Consider the following 19067-nt stretch of genomic DNA (forward strand, 5'->3'; position numbering starts at 1 on the left):
TGCAGGCGATGCTGAACGTCCCGCAGGCCCGTGAGAACCTCGTCGCCCACATCACCGTCCCCGACTACACCGCCTGGCGGGCCCGCTTCGACGCCGCCCCGCAGGACGGTGCCCCGGCGGGAATCTCCGGTACCACCCTGTTCCGCAACATCGACGACGACAGCCTGCTGGTCCTGGTCGACGCCGCCGGCGCGGAGGAGGCCCGGCAGTGGGCCCACGGCGGTTGGAAGACGACCGTCCCGGAGCAGGGACAGGTCGGCGCCCCCGCCTTCTACCTCGGCGTCGACGCCGACATCGCCCTCGCCACCGAGGGCCCGATGAACGTCCTGGTCCGCTTCCAGCTCTCCGACTACGGCACCTGGCACGGACTCTTCCAGTACATGGAGACCAGCCGCGTCTCCGGCGGCGTGACCAACTCGAGGGTCTTCCGCAACATCCACGACGGGAACGACGTGCTGGTGCTCGCCGACATCGCCGGCGCCCAGCGAGCCCGCGACTGGCTCATCGTGGACCAGCTCACCGGATACCCCGCCGCTACCGGCGTCGACAAGGGAACCTGGCGCTACATCACGGAACTGCCCGCCGGCGACGGTTCCCAGCGGTGAAAACCCCGTACCACCACGCCACCCGGCGGCCCGGCCTCCCGGCCCGGCCGCCGGGTGGCGTGGTGGCGCGTGCTGCCTAGCCGGCGTGGCCCGCAGCGTCCTCGACCCGGGTGAACTGGAGGACATGGGTGCGGGCCCACTCGGCGAAGGTGGTCAGGGGGATGCCCAGCGCCCGCGCGAACTCCGGGCGGGCCGGCTGGCCCACCTCGTCGGTCCAGATGTGTCCGGCGCCCCAGGACGGCATGCCCGCCGCGAGGGCCTCCGCCACGGTCATCGTCGGCGCGGTGACCGGCACCCCCGACACGGCGGACAGCGTGCGCGCGATCTGCGTCATGGTGAGCCGGTCGCCGGCGAGTTCCAACTCGACCTGGTGGAACCGGTCGGGGTCGGCGATGGCGTGGGCGACGGCCGCCGCGATGTCCGCGCCCGCCACGAGCGGCACCTCGGTCTCGGGCCGCAGCACCGTCAACAGGCCGCCGGCCAGGCCGCGGGGCGCCAGCTTGGGCAGGTTCTCCATGAAGAACGCCGGCTTGACCACCGTCCACCGCGCGAAGCCGGCGCCCCGCACCCGCTCCAGGATCTCCTGCTTGGTCTCGAAGTAGCCCGCCATCGCGGCCCAGCGGCCCTCCGCCCAGCCGGGCGCGCGGGTGTGCTCGCCGACCCCGCTGGTCGAGGACTGCACGAACTGCCCTACGCCCGCGGCGCGTGCCGCGTCGATGAGGTGGCCGGCCTGCGCCAGCTCCGCGGCGAAGTCGACGCTGGTCTCGGTCATCGGCGGCATCTGCACGGAGAAGACCGCCCGGACCCCGTCGACGGCGGCGTCCAGCGAGGACCGGACGGACAGGTCGGCCGTCACCAGCTCCGCCCCCAGCGCGCGGACGGCCCGGGCGGCGTCGGTGCCCGGGTCGCGGACGAGCGCGCGGACCGGCGTGCCGGCGGCCAGCAGGGCGCGGGCGGTGTGGCCGCCTTGGTGGCCGGTGGCACCGGTGACCAGTACGGGCAGGTCGTCTGCGGTCATGGTTCTTGCTCCTCACAGGGCCGGACAGCAAAACGGCGGGGCCCGCCGTTTCCGTGTCGGCTAAGATATGGCGGGCCCCGCCGTTTATCAAGTGAGGACGTCATGACCGGTCAGCGCGCGGACGCGCGGCGCAACTACCAGCGCATCCTCGCCGTCGCCGAGGCCGAGGTCGCCGCTCGGGGGGCGGACGCCTCGCTGGAGCAGATCGCACGCACCGCGGGCGTCGGCTCCGCCACCGTGCGCCGCCACTTCCCGACCCGCCAGGCGCTGCTGGCGGCCGTGTTCCGGGAACGCGTCGGCCACCTGTGCGAGCGCGCCGGCCGGCTGGCCGGAGCCGGCGACAGCCGTGCCGCGCTCCTGGAGTGGGTCCGCGCGCTGGTGGACTACGCCGTCTCCGCCCGCGGACTCGCCGACGCGCTCACCTACGAGCCGCCCACGGATGTGCCCGCCGACGCGCCCGACGGGCACTCCTGCGGCGGCGACCTCGAAGCGGCGGCCGCGCTGCTGCTAGGGCCTGCGGCCCGCGACGCGGTGGTCCGGCCGGATGTCACCCCGCACGACGTGGTCACCCTCGCGGTCGGCATCGCGCTGGCCACCGAACACCACCGCGACCCGGCCGCGCAGGCCGCGCGCCTGCTGCGCCTCGCGATCGAGGGGCTGAGCCCCGGGTCGGCGGCCGGCACCTCCTGAGGACGGCCCGGCGCGCGCCGAGGGCGATCCTCCGCAGCCCGGCAAGGGCGCCCCGGAAAGGGTCAGTGGGGCCAGACCGCGGGGTCGGGGGTGAAGCGGACGTGGAGGGCGCCGTCGCGGAGGGCGGCGCCCTGGACGGTGCAGCGGCGCAGCGCGGAGGGGAGCGGGAGAATCCGGCGGAACCCGCCGGCGTCCACGACGAGTTCGTCCCCGCGCCGGACGAGGTCGAGCCCGTCGCGCTGCGCCCCCGGCAGGGGCAGCACCCACAGGAAGTGCCCCTCGCTGCCGAGGAGGTCCCGCACCTCCCAGGGCTCGGCGGGCCGTGCGGGCCCGCCGGACAGGGGCACCGCGGAGAGCTCCGCGAGGTCGGCGGGGGAGCCCGGCACCCGCCCGAGGTGCGGCAGTTCGACCAGCGGCACCCCGTCGGCGGCACACGCCTCGCCCAGCGCCTTGAGTTCGGCCTGCTGCTGCCCGGACAGCCCCGCCAGGAACGCGTCGGCCGAGCCGGTCGGCAGCAGCCGGTTGGCGACGACCGCGGCGAGCCGGTGCCCGAACAGCGCCAGCCCGGTACGCGCGGTGCGCAGCACCTCCTGCGCGCGGGCGCCGGGTTCGACGACGACGGCGACCGCGGTGGCCGGGTCCTCGATCACCCTCTGCACGGCCGCGAGTTGGCGGTCGGCGCGGGCGGCGGCGTCGTACGCCCACTCCGCGGGCATCGGGACACCCGCGAGCTGGGCGAGCACCGGGCGCAGCGCCCGGGCGGCCTGGCGGTCGGCGGGCAGCAACCGCCACAGGTAGCGGCGCAGTTGCTCCGGCAGCGCGAGCATCCGCAGCGCGTCGCGCACCGCGGGCAGGTCCACGACGACCAGGTCCCAGGGTGCCGGTTCGACGCCATCCAAGTCCGGCTCGCCCGTGTCCGGCCCACCCGCGCCCGCGTCGTCCTCACCGGGCAGCACCCGGGCGTACCGCAGCGCCCGCAGCAGCGCGAGCGGGTCGGCGCCCGGCAGTTCGGTCAGCTCCTCCGGGTCCAGCGGCGCCGCCCCCAGCAGCGTCAGCAGCGCGCCCACCCGGCTCTGCGTGTCGAGCGCGCCCTCCCGGAAGGCGGCGGCCGGGTCGACACGGCCGACGGTCAGCCCCGGCACCGCCGCCACCGCGGCCAGCCGGTCGGCGGTGAGCAGCAGGGTGCGGCGGCCCGCGGCGGCCGCCGCGCTCGCGACGGCGGTGGCCACGGTGGTGCGGCCGGCCCCGGCGGCGCCGGTGACCAGCAGCGTGCGGACCTCGGTCACGCGCCGACCGGCTTGCCGGGCTCGGCGGCCGCGTCGCCGGACTCCACCCGCTGCTTCAGCCCGGCCAGCGCGCGGTCGATGATGACCTTCTCGGCCTTCCGCTTGATCATCCCGAGCATCGGGATCTTCACGTCGACCGTCAGCTGGTAGGTGACCTCGGTCCGGCTGCCGCCGTCCAGCGGCGCCAGCGCGTAGGAGCCGTCGAGGGTGCGCAGCATCTGGGACTTCACCAGCGACCAGCGCACCTCGTCCGCGCCGATCCACTCGTACGCCAGGGTGTGGTCGTCCTTGATCGCGCCCGCGTCGAGCACCAGCCGCACCTGGGCGGCGCGCCCGGCGTCGTCGGTGGCGAGCACCTCCGCCTGCTTGACCTCGCCGGTCCACTCCGGATAGCGGTCGAAGTCGGCGATGACTCCCATGACCGCGGCCGGCGCCGCCTCGATGGTGATGCTCGACCTCGTGTGTTCCGCCATCGCCGTGGCCCTCCGGACTACTGGTGCATCTGGTGAGAGTGCTGCTGAGCGTGCCGCTCGCGTGCGTACTGCCCGACGGGTGGAAGGCTATCGCGCCCTCCCGGGCCCCAGCTCACCACTGGAGCACCCACGGGGCGCGGGTGTGGTTGAAGTGGCCGACGTTGACGCACTCGGTGCGGCCGATCCGGGTGCGGCGCACCAGCGGCTGGTGCACGTGGCCGAACAGCGCGTACTTCGGCTGGAGCGTCCGCACCGCGTCGAGCAGCGCCTGGCTGCCGCGCTCGAACCGCCGGGCGGCGGTGTCGTAGCACAGCTCGGGGACGGCCGGCGGGATGTGCGAGCACAGCACGTCCACCGGGCCGAGCGCGGCGACCTTCGCGGCGTACGCGTCCTCGTCGACCTCGTAGGGGGTGCGCATCGGGGTGGGCAGGCCGCCGCCGACGAAGCCGAAGACGCGGCCGCCGATCTCGGTGGTGGCGCCGTCCAGCACGGTGGTGCCGGGCCGGGCGTACTGCGCCCACAGGCCGGGCACGTCCACGTTGCCGTAGGTGGCGTAGGTGGGGGTGGGGAAGGCGGCGAACAGCTCGGCGTACTGCTTGCGGACGGCCTGCTCGATCAGCGCGGGCCGGTCCAGGTCCGCCCACAGCTCGCGGTCGAGGTCGCGGGCCTCGGCGAAGCGGCGGGCGGTGCGCAGCTCCACCATGCGGTCGGCGTTGGCCGTAGCGAACAGGTCGGGGAAGATGCCGCGGGAGTGGTCGGCGTAGTCGAGGAAGAGCACCAGGTCGCCGAGGCAGACCAGCGCGTCGGCGCCGTCCCCGGCCCGCGCCAGCGCCTCGCTCGCGCCGTGTACGTCACTGACCACGTGAACCCGCATGCCGCAACCCTATGCTCGGTGTGTGACGCTGGGAACATCCGGCCGGCGTCCCCCGCGTCCCCCTACCCCGACGCTTTACCGATGGGTAACGTGTCGGCAGTCCAGACCTTCCCTCCGGGTGCGACGCGGCACCGATGAGGAGCAGCAGCCTTGCGTGAGTTCAGCCTTCCGGCCCTGTACGAATTCCCCGCGGACGGCAACCTGACCGACCTGGTCCGGCGCAACGCGACGCAGCATCCGGACACGCCCGTGATCGGCCGCAAGGACGCCGAGGGGCGCTGGCAGGACATCACCGCGGCCCGCTTCCTCACCGAGGTGCGCGAGGCGGCCAAGGGCCTGATCGCCTCGGGGGTGGAGCCCGGCGACCGCGTCGCGGTGATGTCCAGGACCCGCTACGAGTGGACGCTGCTGGACTTCGCGATCTGGACCGCGGGCGCGGTGACCGTACCGGTGTACGAGACGTCGTCCGCGTCGCAGGTGGAGTGGATTCTCGCCGACTCCGGCGCGGTCGCGGTGGTGGTGGAGACCGCGGCGCACGAGGCGGCGGTGGAGTCCGTACGGGAGGGGCTGCCGCAGCTCAAGCACGTGTGGCGGATCGACGGCGGCGGGGTGCGCACGCTGGTCGAGGCCGGCAGCGACGTCGCCGAGGCGGTGGTCGACGAGCGCTCCACGGCCGCGGGCGCCGACGCCCCGGCCACCATCGTCTACACCTCCGGCACCACCGGCCGCCCCAAGGGCTGCGTGCTCAGCCACCGCAGCTTCTTCGCGGAGTGCGGCAACGTGGTGGAACGGCTGGGCCCGCTCTTCCGCACCGGGCACTCCTCGGTGCTGCTCTTCCTGCCGCTGGCGCACGTGCTGGGCCGGCTGGTGGAGGTGTGCAGCGTGATGGCGCCGATCCGGCTCGGGCACGTCTCCGACGTCAAGCACCTCACCGACGACCTCCAGGGGTTCCGGCCGACCCTCGTCCTCGGGGTGCCGCGGGTCTTCGAGAAGGTCTACAACACCGCCCGGGCCACCGCGCAGGCGAGCGGCAAGGGCCGGATCTTCGACCGCGCGGCCGATGTCGCGGTCGCCTACAGCAAGGCGCTGGACACCCCCGGCGGGCCCTCGTTCAAGCTGCGGCTGACCCACCGCGTCTTCGACCGGCTCGTCTACGGCAAGCTGCGCGCGGTGCTCGGCGGCCGCGCGACTCACGCGATCTCCGGCGGCGCCCCGCTGGGCGAGCGGCTCGGCCACTTCTACCGCGGCCTCGGCTTCACCGTCCTGGAGGGCTACGGGCTCACCGAGTCGTGCGCGGCCACCGCGTTCAACCCGTGGGACCGTACGAAGATCGGTACGGTCGGGCAGCCGCTGCCCGGCTCCACGGTGCGGATCGCCGACGACGGCGAGGTGCTGCTCTACGGCGAGCACCTCTTCACCGGCTACTGGAACAACGACGCGGCCACCGCGGAGGCGGTCTCCGACGGCTGGTTCCACACCGGGGACCTCGGCGCCCTCGACAACGACGGGTACCTCACGATCACCGGGCGCAAGAAGGAGATCATCGTGACCGCCGGCGGCAAGAACGTCGCGCCCGCGGTCATCGAGGACCGCATCCGCGCGGACGCGCTCGTCGCCGAGTGCATGGTCGTCGGCGACCAGCGGCCCTTCGTCGCCGCGCTCATCACCCTCGACGAGGAATTCCTCCCGCGCTGGGCCGAGCAGCACGGCAAGACCGGCCGCACCCCCGCGGAACTGCTCGACGACCCCGACCTGCTCGCCGCCCTCCAGCACGCCGTCGACAGCGGCAACACCGCGGTCTCCCGCGCCGAGTCCGTCCGCAAGTTCCGCGTCCTGCCGGTCCAGTTCACCGAGCAGTCCGGCCACCTCACCCCCTCCCTCAAACTCAAGCGCAACGTGGTCGCCGCCGACTTCGCCGCGGACATCGAGTCCCTCTACGCCGCGTAGCGCGGCGCCCTCCCCCCGGCGGGTGGTCCCGGAACCGGCGGACCGGGGCACCCCGGAGGGTCCCGCACCCGGGGCAACCCGACCTCCTTCGGGTACCGTCGAAGCATGAGCGAAGCGGATGCGTGGGCGACGGCAAGCGCGGAAGACATCGCGGCGGAGAAGGCGCGCCGCAAGGCGCAGGCGGGCGAGGTGCCGGGGTCCGCCGCCGACGAGTTGCGGCGGCTGGCGGAGGCCGTGGGCGAGGTCGTCACGGAGAAACTGGCGACCCTGCGCAGCCCCGCGGTGCAGATCGCGGCCCAGGGCGTCCTGTCCCAAGTGCGTTCTGTTGTCGAACCCATCAAGGAACGCAACCCGGACGTGTTCGATCACCTGAGCACCGCCGGAGCCGAACTCCTGGCGGCCTACCGGTCCGCGGTGGCCGGCGCGGAGGCCCGCTGGACCTCAGGTGGGCCCTCCTCGCGTTCAACGGCTGAACACATCGACCTCGACTGACCCCCTCTCCGGTACGGTTCTCTTAGCGGGGATCGACCGAAAACTGAGGGACACATGGGACTCACCATCGGCGTCGACATCGGCGGCACCAAGATCGCGGCCGGAGTGGTCGACGAGGAAGGCGCGATTCTCGAGACCGTCAAGGTGCCGACTCCGTCGTCTCCCGAAGGCGTCATCGACGCGATCGTGGCGGCGGTACGCCAGGTCAGCACCGGTCACCAGATCGAGGCCGTCGGCATCGGCGCCGCCGGCTACGTCGACGACAAGCGCGCCACCGTACTGTTCGCGCCCAACATCAACTGGCGGCACGAAGCGCTCAAGGACAAGGTCGAGCAGCGCGTCGGCCTGCCCGTCGTGGTGGAGAACGACGCCAACGCGGCGGCGTGGGGCGAGTACCGCTTCGGCGCCGGACAGGGCCACTCCGATGTGATCTGCATCACGCTCGGCACCGGTCTCGGCGGCGGCATCATCATCGGCAACAAGCTGCGCCGCGGCCGCTTCGGCGTCGCCGCGGAGTTCGGCCACGTCCGGGTGGTGCCCGACGGCCTGCTCTGCGGCTGCGGCAGCCAGGGCTGCTGGGAGCAGTACGCCTCCGGCCGCGCCCTGGTCCGCTACGCCAAGCAGCGCGCCAACGCCACCCCGGAGAACGCCCAGGTGCTGCTGGCACTCGGCGACGGCACCCCGGAGGGCATCGAGGGCCGGCACATCAGCGCCGCCGCCCGGCAGGGCGACCCGGTCGCGATCGACTCCTTCCGGGAGCTGGCCCGCTGGGCCGGCGCGGGCCTGGCCGACCTCGCCTCGCTCTTCGACCCCTCGGCGTTCATCGTCGGCGGCGGCGTCTCGGACGAGGGCGAACTCGTCCTCGACCCGATCCGCAAGTCGTTCCGGCGCTGGCTGATCGGCGGCGAGTGGCGGCCGCACGCCCAGGTGCTCGCCGCCCAACTCGGCGGCAAGGCCGGCCTGGTGGGCGCCGCGGACCTGGCCCGCCAGGGCTGATCCGCCCCGCCGGAGGCAGCCCCCGCCACCGGTACGATCCCGCACGACCCGCACACCACGACGAAGGCGCAGCGCGAGTGGAAGATCTGCCGAGTTCCGCGACGGAGCCTGGGGGCTCGGCGGTCATCCGCGTCCTGAGCTACAACGTCCGCTCGCTGCGGGACGACACGGAGGCGCTGGCCCGGGTGATCCGCGCCTGCGCCCCCGACCTCCTCCTCGTCCAGGAGGCCCCGCGGTTCTTCCGGTGGCGCAAGGCCGCGGCCCGCCTCGCCGAGTCGACCGGCCTGTTCTACGTGACCGGCGGCGCCCCGGCGGCCGGGCCGATGATCCTCGCGTCCCTGCGGGCGCGGGTGATCCGCACCGAGGACATCCTGCTGCCGCGCACCCCGGGGCTGCACCAGCGCGGCTTCGCCACCGCGGTCCTGGGGTTCGGCGGGGCCCGGCTGTCCGTGCTCAGCGCGCACCTCAGCCTGCGCGCCGAGGAGCGGCTGGAGCAGGCCGCCCTGCTGCTGCGCCACCTCGACGCCCTCGGCGAGGAGCACCAGGTGGCCGGCGGCGACCTCAACGACGGCCCGGGCGGGCGCGCCTTCGACCGGGTCGCCGGGAAGCTCCAGGACGCCTGGGCCGCCGAGCCGTGGGGCGGCGAGGCCACCTCCCCGTCGAGCGGCGCGCGCCGCCGGATCGACGGGATCTTCGCCTCGACCGGCATCGAAGTCCTGGGCGCGGGCGTCCCGTTGAACGTGCCGGGCGTCAAGCGCACCGACCTCGCCTCGGCCACCGACCACCTCCCGGTGCTCGCGGCCCTGCGCGTCCCGGCGTAGGGCCGTACGGCCGCGGCGCCCGTACGGCCGGGCGGTCAGACGACCGCGCCGCCGTCCGGGCGGTCGTCGTCCTCGTCGCCGGTGCGCATCCGCGCCACGAGCGTCGCGAACCCGCCGACGAACCCGCCGACCCCGACCAGGACCACCCACCAGGCCAGGTCGAGCTGGAGCAGCACGAAGGCGAACAGCAGCAGCGGGCCGCCCACCACCGCGATCCACGCGAACTTGGTGGTCACGTCGGCCTCGGGCAGCGGCGGCGGCTCCGGCGGGACGTAGTGCGCGTCCTCGTCATCGTCGTCGTCCGCCACGTAGTCCCGCGGGCCGGAGATCACCGGATGGATCACGACGCTGCGGGTCGGCGGCGGGGGGACGGCGGGCCCGGGGTCCGCGGGCGGGGCCGGCTTCGGCTGCTCCGGCGGCACGTTCTCGGCCTCGGGCCAGGACCGGGCGCCGGGTGCGGGCTCCTCGTCGTAACCGGCCACCAGGGCCGCCCACACGGCCTCCTCGTCGAGCGGCGCCGCGCCCTCGTCCTCGCGATCGGCGTCAGCCACCTGCGGTGACCTCCTCGGCCGCGGCCGGAGCGGACAGCCGGCGGATGAACGCGTACGACTCCTCGAAGATCTGCTCGGCGTCGTGGTCGAGGGTGGCGACGTGGTAACTGCGCTCCAGGACCCGCTCGGTGACGTCGGTGGAGGAGATCTTCGCCAGCACCAGCTCGGTGTTGGACGGGTGCACCACGTGGTCCTGCCGGCTGTGCAGCAGCAGCACCGGCTGGGTGACCTGGGGCAGCGCCGAACGCACCACCGGCCAGAACTCGTTCAGGGAGCGCAGCGCGCGCAACGGCACCCGGGGGTAGCCCAGTTCGGTGGCGCCCTCGCGGGCGATGTCGCTGACGATGCCCGGCGCGGACGGCACGAGGTGCCGCAGCGCCGAGCCGATCCTGATCTGGAGCCCGTCGGCCTTCACCGACGGGTTGACCAGCACCAGGCCGCTGATCGCGGTGCCGTGCTTCTCGGCCAGCCGCAGGCTCAGGGTGCTGCCCATGGACAGGCCGCACACGAAGACCCGGGAGCACGAGGCGAGCAGCGAGCGCAGCTCGCGGTCCACCTCGGCGTACCAGTCCGGCCAGCCGGTGACCTGCATGTCCTGCCAGCGGGTGCCGTGCCCGGGCAGCAGCGGCAGCGACACGGTCAGCCCGCGCGCGGCCAGGTACTCGGCCCACGGCCGCATGGACTGCGGGGTGCCGGTGAAGCCGTGACAGATCAGGACGCCGGTCTCGCCGCCTTCGTGGCGGTACGGTTCGGCTCCGGGCATGAGCGGCATCGTGCATCTCCTGTTCAACGACGCGTACCCGGGTACACGGGAGTCGGACGTTCAGCGTACGCGGACCCGATCCCCACCGGTAAGCCCTACCGGGCCGTGCGCGGGTTAAGGTCGTCGCGACGGCTACAGGAGGCCCTGTTGTTCTACGGTGCGATGAAGATCGTTCTCGGCAAGCCGATCAAGGCGGTCTTCCGACCCTGGGTGGAAGGGCTGGAGAACATCCCGGCGGAGGGTCCGGCGATCCTCGCCAGCAACCACCTGTCCTTCTCGGACTCCTTCTTCCTGCCCTCGATGCTCGACCGGCAGGTCACGTTCATCGCGAAGGCGGAGTACTTCACCACCCCCGGCGTGAAGGGCAAGCTGACGGCCGCGTTCTTCAAGGGCGTCGGGCAGCTCCCGGTGGACCGCTCGGGCGCGCGCGGCGCCGGCGAGGCGGCGATCAACAGCGGCCTGGCGGTACTGGCGCGCGGCGAGCTGTTCGGGATCTACCCCGAGGGCACCCGCTCGCCCGACGGCCGCCTGTACCGCGGCAAGCCCGGCGGCCTGGCCCGGGTCGCCCTCGCCAGCGGCGCACCCGTCATCCCGGTGGCCATGATCGACACCGAGAAGGTCCAGCCGGTGGGGCAGGTCGTGCCGAAGCTGTCCATCCGGCCCGGCATCAGGATCGGCCGCCCGCTCGACTTCTCCCGCTACCAGGGCATGGAGCAGGACCGGTTCATCCTCCGCTCGGTCACCGACGAGGTGATGTACGAGATCATGAAGCTGTCCGGCCAGGAGTACGTCGACATCTACGCGACCGCCGCCAAGCGGCAGATCGCCGAGGCGGCGAAGGCGGCCGCCGCGAAGAGCGACGCGGCACCCACCGACGCGGAGCACACCGACACGGCACCCACCGACAGGGAGCACACCGACCCGCCCACCGCGTAGCCGCCCGGGCACCCCGCGAGACCGTGCAGACTTGGCGGACCGGGGGAAGGGAATCCGTGGCCGTGAAGATGTCGGTGGAACTGCCGCTGTGGCGTGCGCTGGCCGCCTACCGCGTACTGACCTGCGGATACGCCGTGGCGCTGTACGTCCACGCGTACCCGTCGCTGCGCCACCCGCTGCCGGGCGGCGTGTACATGGGCGCCCTGGTGGTGTGGACGTTCGCGACGCTGGGCCGGCTGCGGAACGCGGAGCGGTGCACCCCGCCGTTCCTGGTCGCCGATCTGGTCGTCGCCGTCAGCGGGGTGCTGCTCACCTCCGTGGTCGACGTCCCCGAGCGGATAGCGTCCGGCTCCTTCACGCTGCCGTCGATCTGGACGGCCGGCTCGGTGCTGGCCTGGGCGGTGAAGGGCGGCTGGCGGTGGGCCGCGCCGGCCGCTTCCGTGGTCGCGGTCGCCGACCTCGTCGAGCGCGGCACGGCCAGCCCCGAGACCTTGCACAACCTGGTCCTGGTGTGGATCGCGGCGATCGCCATCGGCTACGTCGTGGAGGTCGCCCGGGCGAGCGAGCGCACCCTCGCCCGCGCGCTCCAGATCGAGGCGGCCACCCGCGAACGCGAGCGGCTGGCCCGCGACATCCACGACAACGTCCTCCAGGTGCTGGCGATGGTGCAGCGCCGCGGCGACCAGGCGGGCGGCGAGGCCGCGGAACTCGGCCGGCTGGCCGGCGAGCAGGAGGTGGCGCTGCGCTCGCTGATCTCGGGCGCCCCGGCCCCCGAGCCGGCCCCGCCAGCCGGCGGTACGCCCGCGCCGGACGGCCCCGCCGACCTGCGCCCGCTGCTGTCCCGGTACGCCTCCGGCCGGGTCACCGTCTCCGCGCCGGGCACCCCGGTGCCGCTGGACCCGGGCGCCGCGGCCGAGTTGGCGGCGGCGGTCGGCGCGGCCCTGGACAACGTGCGCCGCCACGCGGGCGAGCAGGCGCACGCCTGGATACTGCTGGAGGACGAGCCGGACGCGGTGCTGGTGACCGTGCGGGACGACGGCCCCGGCATCCCGGAGGGGCGGCTCGCCGCGGCGGCGCGCGAGGGCCGGCTGGGCGTGGCCCAGTCCATCCGCGGCCGGCTGCGCGACCTGGGCGGCGGCGCCGAACTCGTCTCCGTACCCGGCCAGGGCACGGAGGTGGAGCTGCGCCTGCCGAAGGCACCGCGGCGGACGGCAGCCGCGCCCGGCGGCCCGGTAGCCTCGGGCGTACGCAACGAACCGGCCGGCGCCGCAGACACCGGCCGGACCGGAGGGGGAGGAAGCACACCATGACCCTCGGCACCGCCGAGCACACCGGACCGGACCGGCCCGTGACGGTGATGGTCGTCGACGACCACCCGATGTGGCGGGACGCGGTCGCCCGCGACCTCGCCGAGGCGGGCTTCGAGGTGGTCGCCACCGCGGGCGACGGGCCCGAGGCGATCCGCCGGGCCCGCGCGGCCCGCCCGCAGGTGCTGGTGCTCGACCTCAACCTGCCCGGCGCGTCCGGGGTGCAGGTGTGCAAGGAGGCCATCGCGCACGACGGAGCGCTGCGGGTGCTGGTGCTGTCGGCCAGCGGCGAGCACACCGACGTGCTGGAGGCGGTCAAGTCCGGTGCGACCGGATACCTGCTGAAGTCCGCCGGGCGGGACGAACTGGTGGACGCGGTGCGCCGCACCTCGGCCGGCGACCCGGTCTTCACCCCGGGGCTGGCCGGGCTGGTGCTGGGGGAGTACCGCCGGCTCGCCACCGAGCCGCCCCCGGCGCAGCCCGACGAGCCGGCCGCGCCGCGGCTGACCGAGCGGGAGACGGAGGTGCTGCGGCTGGTCGCCAAGGGCCTGAGCTACAAGCAGATCGCCCAGCGGCTGGTCATCTCGCACCGCACCGTGCAGAACCACGTGCAGAACACCCTCGGCAAGCTCCAACTGCACAACCGGGTCGAGCTGGTGCGCTACGCGATCGCCCGCGGTCTCGACGACGAGGACGGCGACGGCGACGGCAGCGGGGACACCGGCGGGAACCGCTGAGCCGGGGGCCGTGCGGACGCCCGGCGGACCGGCCGGAACCGGCCCGGCGCCGACGCGTGCCGCGGCGCGCCAAGAGCGCTTGCCGTAGGCCGCCCACCGGCCCTACGATCCCTCCACCCGGCATGTCCGGCCGCTTCGAACACCCCCTTTCTGGTCTTCTGTCCCCACCTTTCTGAGCATCTTGAGGAGCGCCCGGTATGACGGGTGTTGTGGGAGGGCACGCGGTGCCCGTACTCGCGGTCGCAGGCGGCACCGCTTCCGGCAAGTCCACCCTTGCCGAGGCGCTGGCGCGGCATCATCCCGAGACCGTCGGTCTCGTCCACCTCGACGACTTCTACGTGCCCGCGCACGACCCGCAGCGCGGGGTGCGGACGCTGAGCGCGACCGGCGCGGAGACGCTGGACTGGAACCATCCCGGCTCCATCGACGAGGACGCCGTCGCCGAGGCGGTCGACGCGGCGGCCGGCTGCGGCCGGTACCGGCTCGTGGTCGTGGAGGGCCTGTTCGCGCTCACCCTGCGGGCGGTCGCCGAGCGGGCCACCTGGCGGGTGTACGTGGACACCCCCGACGACATCCGGCTGGCCCGCAAGATCCTGCGCAAGATCGAGGTGTTCGGCCAGGACCCGGGCCTGTCGCTGCGCAACTACCTGCTCAGCGGGCGGGAACGGCACGCGGAGTACGTCGCCCCCGCCCGGGACCGGGCCGACCTGGTGCTCGACGGCACCACGTCCGAGGAGGGCCTGCTCGACGCCGTCGCCCACCTCGTCGGCGACCTCCTCGGCCGCGCCCCGCAGCAGGCCGGGCACCCCGAGCCGCTGGCCGTCTGACCGCGCGGGGCCGTCTGGCCGCGCGGGCCCGCCCGGCCGGATGCGGCCGGACGGCCCCGCGGCCCGGTGCCGCTACACCGGCGGGCGGACCGCCCGCGAGGTCGCGCCCACGTGGTCGAGCAGCCCGGCCACCAGCGCGGCGCCGTCCAGCGAGAGCACCGACTCCGGGTGGAACTGGACCCCGGCGAAGCCCGGCCCGCGCAGCGCGTGGATGTCGCCGCTCGCCGGGTCCCGGCTCACCTCGATGCCGTGCATGGCCAGTTCCTCGGCGGCGTCGGCGTCGCAGCGGGCCGTGAAGGTGTTGTAGAAGCCCACCGTGGTCCGGGTGCCGAAGAAGTCGACCACCTCCTGCGCGCCCTGCGCCGGGCGGTCCTTGCGGACCAGGTCCAGGCCGAGTTCGGCCGCGACCAGCTCATGGCCCAGGCACACCCCGAGCAGCCCGTGCGCGTGGTCGCGCACCAGGTCCGCGGTGAGCGCCCGCAGGAAGCCCATCTTCGGGTCGGCGGTCTCCGCCGGGTCGCCCGGGCCCGGGCCCAGCACCACCGGCCCGGCGTGCGACAGCGCCGCCTCCTGCAGCCCGGGCTCGTCGTAGCGCCGTACGGCCACCGTGCGGCCGGCGGCGCGCAGCACATGCGCGAGCATCGCGGTGAAGGTGTCCTCGGCGTCCACCACCAGCACCGGACCGGCCGCGCCGTCCCGCGCCGGGGCCGGCGTCCGCATCCGCAGCCAGAACGGGGCGAGCCGGGAGCGGCGGGCGTCCAGCGCGGCCCGCACCCGGATGTCGTCGGCCAGCCGCGGCGCGGCCGTACCCGGGTCGGAGCCCGGCGCGGGGGCGGCCGGCGGCCGCGGCGGGAGCACCCCCAGCGCGGTGAGCACCCCGGCGGCCTTCGCGTGCGTCTCGGCCACCTCCGCGTACGGGTCGGAGTGCCGCACCAGGGTCGCGCCGACCGGCACCTTCAGCTCACCGGCGGGCGAGATGTCGGCGGTGCGGATCAGGATCGGCGAGTCCAGCGTCTGGGCGCCGCCCGCGTCCCGCCCGAGCAGCGCCAGCGCGCCCGCGTAGTAGCCGCGCCCGGCGCCGTCGCGGCCGCGGGGCTCGTACCGCTCGATCACCCGGCAGGCGTTCTGCACCGGCGAGCCGGTGACGGTCGCGGCGAACATCGTCTCCCGCAGCACCTCCCGCACGTCCATGCTGGAGCGGCCGCGCAGTTCGTACTCGGTGTGCGCGAGGTGCGCCATCTCCTTCAGCCGCGGCCCGACCACGACGCCGCCCCGGTCGCCGACCGTGCACATCATCTTCAGCTCCTCGTCCACGACCATGGTCAGCTCCTCCACCTCCTTCGGGTCGTGCAGGAACTCCAGCAGCCCGTCCGCCGACGGCCCCTGCGCCGGGTAGCGGTAGGTGCCGCTGATCGGGTTCATCACCACGGTCCGGCCGGACATCCGCACATGGACCTCCGGGCTGGCGCCCACCAGCGTCCGCTCGGGGGTGTGCACGGTGTACGTCCAGTACGCGCCCCGCTCGCCGCGCAGCAGCCGGCCGAACAGCTCCAGCGCCGCCGCCGGCCCGAAGTCCGGCACGACACCGCGGAAGGTGCGCCGGATCACGAAGTTGGCGCCCTCGCCGCGGCCGATCTCCTCCTCGAGCACCTGCCGCACGATCCGCGCGTACGCCTCGTCGTCCACGTCGAACGCGCCGCCCTCGACCCGCACTTCGGACCCGCCCGGCAGCTCCCGCAGCGCGTCCCGCACCTCGGCGAGCGGGAGTTCGTACACCTCCTGCGGGCGCAGGACGGCCAGCGGGGTGCCGTCGTCATGGACGTCGAAGCCCCGCTCGCGGATCTGCCGGAAGGGCACCAGAGCCAGCGCGTCGGTGACCGGGGCGCCGGGGGAGCCGGAGGGCAGCGGGATGCCGGCGAGCGTGTCGACCTGCTCGACGGGGCCGAGCAGCACCTCGACCACGTCCTGCGGGCGGCCGGGGGTGCGGCGGTGCAGCAGGGCGAAGGGCGGGCAGGCGGGGTCGAGCAGGCGCTGGACGAGCCGGGCGGCGCTGGGGGGCGGGGCGGAGTGGGGCACGGCGGGCGTTCCTTCCTGGACGTTCCTGGATGTTCCTGGACGTTCTCGGCGGGCGACGGACGGGAAGGGCGGCCGGACCCGGAAACACCGAAGGCCGCCCTCGGGCGGCCTTCGCGACGTGTTCTGCGCGCGATGTCTAACGGGCCGCCGTGGAAGCGGTCCGCCAGCAGGAGTGCTGGGTGGTGCGGGTGATCATCGCGGTCATGGTCCCGAGCCTACCGCAACCGGGCGGCGACGATCCGCACACGGGGCGGAACGTCTCATCCACTGAGCGCAGCGGTCCGGGCCCGACCCGACCACGTAGGGTGGGGCCCGTGACCGTGAATGCCGAAACCCATGCCGGGGCCCGTACCTGGCAGTCTCTTCCCGCGGCGCAGCAGCCTGAATGGCCCGACCCCGAGGCGCTGCGCGACGTGATCGCCGAGCTCGCCTCGTATCCGCCGCTGGTCTTCGCCGGCGAGTGCGACCAGCTGCGCGCCCGCATGGCCGAAGTGGCCGAGGGCAAGGCGTTCCTCCTCCAGGGCGGCGACTGCGCCGAGGCGTTCGACGCCGTGGGCGCGGACCAGATCCGCAACAAGCTCAAGACGCTGCTCCAGATGGGAGCGGTGCTCACCTACGCCGCGTCGGTGCCGGTGGTGAAGGTCGGCCGGATCGCCGGCCAGTACAGCAAGCCGCGCTCCAAGCCGACCGAGACCCGCGACGGCGTGACGCTGCCGACCTACCGCGGCGACTCGGTGAACGGCTTCGAGTTCACCGCCGAGGCCCGCGTGCCCGACCCGCAGCGGCTGAAGCGGATGTACCACACCTCCGCCGCCACGCTGAACCTGGTGCGCGCCTTCACCACCGGCGGCTACGCCGACCTGCGCCAGGTGCACGCCTGGAACCAGGACTTCGTGAAGTCCTCGCCGTCCGGGCAGCGGTACGAAGCCCTCGCCCGCGAGATCGACCGCGCGCTGACCTTCATGGCCGCCTGCGGCACCGACCCGGCCGAGTTCCGCACCGTCGAGTTCTACGCCTCCCACGAGGCGCTGCTGCTCGACTACGAGACGGCACTGACCCGGACCGACTCGCGGACCGGCAAGCTCTACGACGTCTCCGGCCACATGCTGTGGATCGGCGAGCGCACCCGGCAACTCGACGGCGCGCACATCGAGTTCGCCGCGCAGATCGGCAACCCGATCGGGGTGAAGCTCGGCCCGTCGACCACCCCGGAGGAGGCGCTCGCCTACATCGACCGCCTCGACCCGGACCGGGTGCCCGGCCGGCTCACCTTCGTGGTGCGGATGGGCGCGGACAAGGTCCGCGACAAGCTGCCGACGCTGGTGGAGAAGGTCACCGCGTCCGGGGCGAAGGTGGTGTGGGTCAGCGACCCCATGCACGGCAACACCTTCGAGGCCGCCTCCGGCCACAAGACCCGCCGCTTCGACGACGTCGTGGACGAGGTGAAGGGCTTCTTCGAGGTCCACCACGGCCTGGGCACCCACCCCGGCGGCATCCACGTGGAGCTGACCGGCGACGACGTCACCGAGTGCGTCGGCGGCGGCGACGAGATCTTCGTCGACGACCTGCACCAGCGGTACGAGACGGCGTGCGACCCGCGGCTCAACCGCAGCCAGTCGCTCGACCTGGCGTTCCTGGTCGCCGAGATGTACCGGGGCCAGTAGCAGCGGGCGCCGGCACCCGCCCCGTCGGTGCCGGCTTCGAGAAGTATCCGCGGAGGGGCGCGTATCACACCGGTACGCGCCCCTCCCGGCTTTTCTTCCGCGCGACCGTCTGGGTAAGGTAAGGGTTACCTCAGCTTCTGGCCCTGGATCGGTGGTGACCGCGTGTACGTCTGCTCGTGCTTCGGCATCACCGAGCAGCAGGTGAAGCAGCACGCCGAAGAGGGCCGCTGTACCCCGCGCCAGATAGCCTCCGCCTGCAAGGCAGGCACGGACTGCGGGTCCTGCGTCAAGCGCATCCAGGCGGTGCTGGGCCGCGGCGACGGCTGCGTCACCCGCCACGGGCTGGCCGCCCCGGCCGCTGCGGCCGGGCCGGCCCCGGCCGATCTCGCGCAGCCGGAGATCCCGCGGCCGGACCCCGCGCCGCCCGCCCTCCGACCGCTGCGGCGCGTCGCCTGACCCGCGGCCGCGCACCTCAGGGGCGGATCAGCTCTCCGGCTGCTCGATCTGCTGCGCGATGTACAGCGGCTCGCCCAGCTTCTCGATCAGGCCGAGCTGCGTGTCCAGGTAGTCGATGTGGTGCTCCTCGTCCTTGAGGATGTCCTCGAACAGCCGGGCCGAGGTCACGTCGGACTTCGACCGCATCAGGTCGATGCCGCGCCGCAGCCGGTCGATCGCCTCGACCTCCACCAGCCGGTCGGCCTGGAACATCTCGGTGACGGTCTGCCCCACCCGCACATGGAACAGCCGCTGGTAGTTCGGCAGCCCCTCCAGCAGCAGGATGCGGTCGGTGATGATCTCCGCGTGCCGCATCTCGTCGAACGACTCGGCCCTGGTGTTCTTCGCGAGCTTCGTCCACCCGAAGTTGTCCTGCATTTTCGCGTGCAGGAAGTACTGGTTGATCGCGGTCAGCTCGGCGGTCAACTGCTCGTTGAGGAACTCGATGACCTCGGGGTCGCCCTGCATGGCAACGCCGTCCTTCCCGTTCGGGCCCGATATGTCCGCGC

General features: G+C 73.9%; 20 protein-coding genes. 12 read left to right on the forward strand and 8 right to left on the reverse strand.

All coding sequences use genetic code 11. From position 1 onward, the window contains the following. The first annotated feature begins 8 nt into the window (after positions 1 to 8). Complete coding sequence (locus AC3ERT_RS06305) at positions 9 to 605, forward strand: hypothetical protein (RefSeq protein ID WP_435173105.1); 597 nt, start codon at positions 9 to 11, stop codon at positions 603 to 605. 76 nt (positions 606 to 681) lie between these two features. On the opposite strand, the gene AC3ERT_RS06310 is transcribed toward AC3ERT_RS06305, so the two are convergent. Next, complete coding sequence (locus AC3ERT_RS06310; RefSeq protein ID WP_435173106.1) at positions 682 to 1623, reverse strand: NmrA family NAD(P)-binding protein; 942 nt, start codon at positions 1621 to 1623, stop codon at positions 682 to 684. A 102-nt stretch (positions 1624 to 1725) separates the two neighbouring features. Between AC3ERT_RS06310 and AC3ERT_RS06315 the strand changes: the two genes are divergently transcribed. Further along, positions 1726 to 2313 (forward strand): TetR/AcrR family transcriptional regulator, encoded by a 588-nt coding sequence (locus AC3ERT_RS06315; protein WP_435133246.1) that lies wholly within the window; start codon positions 1726 to 1728, stop codon positions 2311 to 2313. A gap of 62 nt (positions 2314 to 2375) precedes the next feature. Here the strand turns inward: AC3ERT_RS06315 and AC3ERT_RS06320 are convergent, their stop codons facing one another. The 3 genes from AC3ERT_RS06320 to AC3ERT_RS06330 form a co-directional block, all read right to left on the reverse strand. After that, complete coding sequence (locus AC3ERT_RS06320) at positions 2376 to 3599, reverse strand: ArsA family ATPase (protein ID WP_435173108.1); 1224 nt, start codon at positions 3597 to 3599, stop codon at positions 2376 to 2378. Then, on the reverse strand, positions 3596 to 4072 hold the full coding sequence (locus AC3ERT_RS06325; RefSeq protein WP_335973987.1) for an SRPBCC family protein: 477 nt from the start codon (positions 4070 to 4072) through the stop codon (positions 3596 to 3598). Before AC3ERT_RS06325 ends, AC3ERT_RS06320 begins: the two co-directional genes overlap by 4 nt. A 112-nt stretch (positions 4073 to 4184) precedes the next feature. Continuing rightward, a complete protein-coding gene (locus AC3ERT_RS06330) occupies positions 4185 to 4946 on the reverse strand; it encodes a metallophosphoesterase family protein (protein ID WP_435173109.1) in 762 nt (253 codons plus the stop codon). 150 nt (positions 4947 to 5096) lie between these two features. On the opposite strand from AC3ERT_RS06330, the gene AC3ERT_RS06335 reads away from it, so the two are divergent. From AC3ERT_RS06335 to AC3ERT_RS06350, 4 genes are all read left to right on the forward strand, one after another. Further along, positions 5097 to 6893 (forward strand): AMP-dependent synthetase/ligase, encoded by a 1797-nt coding sequence (locus AC3ERT_RS06335; RefSeq protein ID WP_435173110.1) that lies wholly within the window; start codon positions 5097 to 5099, stop codon positions 6891 to 6893. 105 nt (positions 6894 to 6998) lie between these two features. Next, positions 6999 to 7385 carry a DUF5304 family protein gene (locus AC3ERT_RS06340; RefSeq protein ID WP_335973978.1) on the forward strand — a complete coding sequence of 129 codons (387 nt, stop codon included), beginning with the start codon at positions 6999 to 7001 and terminating at the stop codon, positions 7383 to 7385. 54 nt (positions 7386 to 7439) lie between these two features. Next, positions 7440 to 8381, forward strand: a complete 942-nt coding sequence (locus AC3ERT_RS06345; RefSeq protein WP_335973975.1) for an ROK family glucokinase — start codon at positions 7440 to 7442, stop codon at positions 8379 to 8381. Positions 8382 to 8458: 77 nt separating this feature from the next. Beyond that, positions 8459 to 9202: an endonuclease/exonuclease/phosphatase family protein gene (locus AC3ERT_RS06350; RefSeq protein WP_335973970.1), complete on the forward strand. Its 744-nt coding sequence runs from the start codon at positions 8459 to 8461 to the stop codon at positions 9200 to 9202. A 35-nt stretch (positions 9203 to 9237) separates the two neighbouring features. Here the strand turns inward: AC3ERT_RS06350 and AC3ERT_RS06355 are convergent, their stop codons facing one another. Next, positions 9238 to 9753: a hypothetical protein gene (locus AC3ERT_RS06355; protein ID WP_435173112.1), complete on the reverse strand. Its 516-nt coding sequence runs from the start codon at positions 9751 to 9753 to the stop codon at positions 9238 to 9240. Next, positions 9746 to 10525 carry an alpha/beta hydrolase gene (locus AC3ERT_RS06360; RefSeq protein WP_335973961.1) on the reverse strand — a complete coding sequence of 260 codons (780 nt, stop codon included), beginning with the start codon at positions 10523 to 10525 and terminating at the stop codon, positions 9746 to 9748. Before AC3ERT_RS06360 ends, AC3ERT_RS06355 begins: the two co-directional genes overlap by 8 nt. 138 nt (positions 10526 to 10663) lie before the next feature. Here AC3ERT_RS06360 and AC3ERT_RS06365 point away from each other — a divergent pair, with 138 nt between their 5' ends. From AC3ERT_RS06365 to AC3ERT_RS06380, 4 genes are all read left to right on the forward strand, one after another. Further along, positions 10664 to 11452: a lysophospholipid acyltransferase family protein gene (locus AC3ERT_RS06365; RefSeq protein WP_435173113.1), complete on the forward strand. Its 789-nt coding sequence runs from the start codon at positions 10664 to 10666 to the stop codon at positions 11450 to 11452. Between the two features lie 68 nt (positions 11453 to 11520). Continuing rightward, positions 11521 to 12762 carry a MacS family sensor histidine kinase gene (macS, locus tag AC3ERT_RS06370; protein ID WP_335974169.1) on the forward strand — a complete coding sequence of 414 codons (1242 nt, stop codon included), beginning with the start codon at positions 11521 to 11523 and terminating at the stop codon, positions 12760 to 12762. Further along, a complete protein-coding gene (locus tag AC3ERT_RS06375) occupies positions 12759 to 13496 on the forward strand; it encodes a response regulator (RefSeq protein WP_435133231.1) in 738 nt (245 codons plus the stop codon). The genes macS and AC3ERT_RS06375 overlap by 4 nt, the downstream gene beginning before the upstream one ends. 197 nt (positions 13497 to 13693) lie before the next feature. Beyond that, positions 13694 to 14323 (forward strand): uridine kinase family protein, encoded by a 630-nt coding sequence (locus AC3ERT_RS06380; RefSeq protein ID WP_435133229.1) that lies wholly within the window; start codon positions 13694 to 13696, stop codon positions 14321 to 14323. A gap of 72 nt (positions 14324 to 14395) precedes the next feature. Here the strand turns inward: AC3ERT_RS06380 and AC3ERT_RS06385 are convergent, their stop codons facing one another. After that, a complete protein-coding gene (locus AC3ERT_RS06385) occupies positions 14396 to 16399 on the reverse strand; it encodes an anthranilate synthase family protein (protein ID WP_435173115.1) in 2004 nt (667 codons plus the stop codon). A gap of 314 nt (positions 16400 to 16713) precedes the next feature. Here AC3ERT_RS06385 and AC3ERT_RS06390 point away from each other — a divergent pair, with 314 nt between their 5' ends. Then, the gene (locus AC3ERT_RS06390; RefSeq protein WP_435173116.1) at positions 16714 to 18063 is read left to right on the forward strand and encodes a class II 3-deoxy-7-phosphoheptulonate synthase; all 1350 of its coding nucleotides are present in this window, start codon (positions 16714 to 16716) and stop codon (positions 18061 to 18063) included. Between the two features lie 162 nt (positions 18064 to 18225). Beyond that, positions 18226 to 18519, forward strand: a complete 294-nt coding sequence (locus AC3ERT_RS06395) for a (2Fe-2S)-binding protein (RefSeq protein ID WP_335973943.1) — start codon at positions 18226 to 18228, stop codon at positions 18517 to 18519. Positions 18520 to 18546: 27 nt separating this feature from the next. On the opposite strand, the gene bfr is transcribed toward AC3ERT_RS06395, so the two are convergent. Next, positions 18547 to 19026 carry a bacterioferritin gene (gene bfr / locus AC3ERT_RS06400; protein ID WP_335973936.1) on the reverse strand — a complete coding sequence of 160 codons (480 nt, stop codon included), beginning with the start codon at positions 19024 to 19026 and terminating at the stop codon, positions 18547 to 18549. Positions 19027 to 19067: the final 41 nt, after the last annotated feature.

The organism is Actinacidiphila sp. bgisy145, assembly GCF_057708125.1.

Coding starts and splice junctions, on each gene's coding strand:
- AC3ERT_RS06305 (WP_435173105.1), top strand. CDS start 9: ATGCTGAACGTCCCGCAGGCCCGTGAGAACCTCGTCGCCCACATCACC.
- AC3ERT_RS06310 (WP_435173106.1), bottom strand. CDS start 1,623: ATGACCGCAGACGACCTGCCCGTACTGGTCACCGGTGCCACCGGCCAC.
- AC3ERT_RS06315 (WP_435133246.1), top strand. CDS start 1,726: ATGACCGGTCAGCGCGCGGACGCGCGGCGCAACTACCAGCGCATCCTC.
- AC3ERT_RS06325 (WP_335973987.1), bottom strand. CDS start 4,072: ATGGCGGAACACACGAGGTCGAGCATCACCATCGAGGCGGCGCCGGCC.
- AC3ERT_RS06330 (WP_435173109.1), bottom strand. CDS start 4,946: ATGCGGGTTCACGTGGTCAGTGACGTACACGGCGCGAGCGAGGCGCTG.
- AC3ERT_RS06340 (WP_335973978.1), top strand. CDS start 6,999: ATGAGCGAAGCGGATGCGTGGGCGACGGCAAGCGCGGAAGACATCGCG.
- AC3ERT_RS06345 (WP_335973975.1), top strand. CDS start 7,440: ATGGGACTCACCATCGGCGTCGACATCGGCGGCACCAAGATCGCGGCC.
- AC3ERT_RS06360 (WP_335973961.1), bottom strand. CDS start 10,525: ATGCCGCTCATGCCCGGAGCCGAACCGTACCGCCACGAAGGCGGCGAG.
- macS (WP_335974169.1), top strand. CDS start 11,521: ATGTCGGTGGAACTGCCGCTGTGGCGTGCGCTGGCCGCCTACCGCGTA.
- AC3ERT_RS06375 (WP_435133231.1), top strand. CDS start 12,759: ATGACCCTCGGCACCGCCGAGCACACCGGACCGGACCGGCCCGTGACG.
- AC3ERT_RS06380 (WP_435133229.1), top strand. CDS start 13,694: ATGACGGGTGTTGTGGGAGGGCACGCGGTGCCCGTACTCGCGGTCGCA.
- bfr (WP_335973936.1), bottom strand. CDS start 19,026: ATGCAGGGCGACCCCGAGGTCATCGAGTTCCTCAACGAGCAGTTGACC.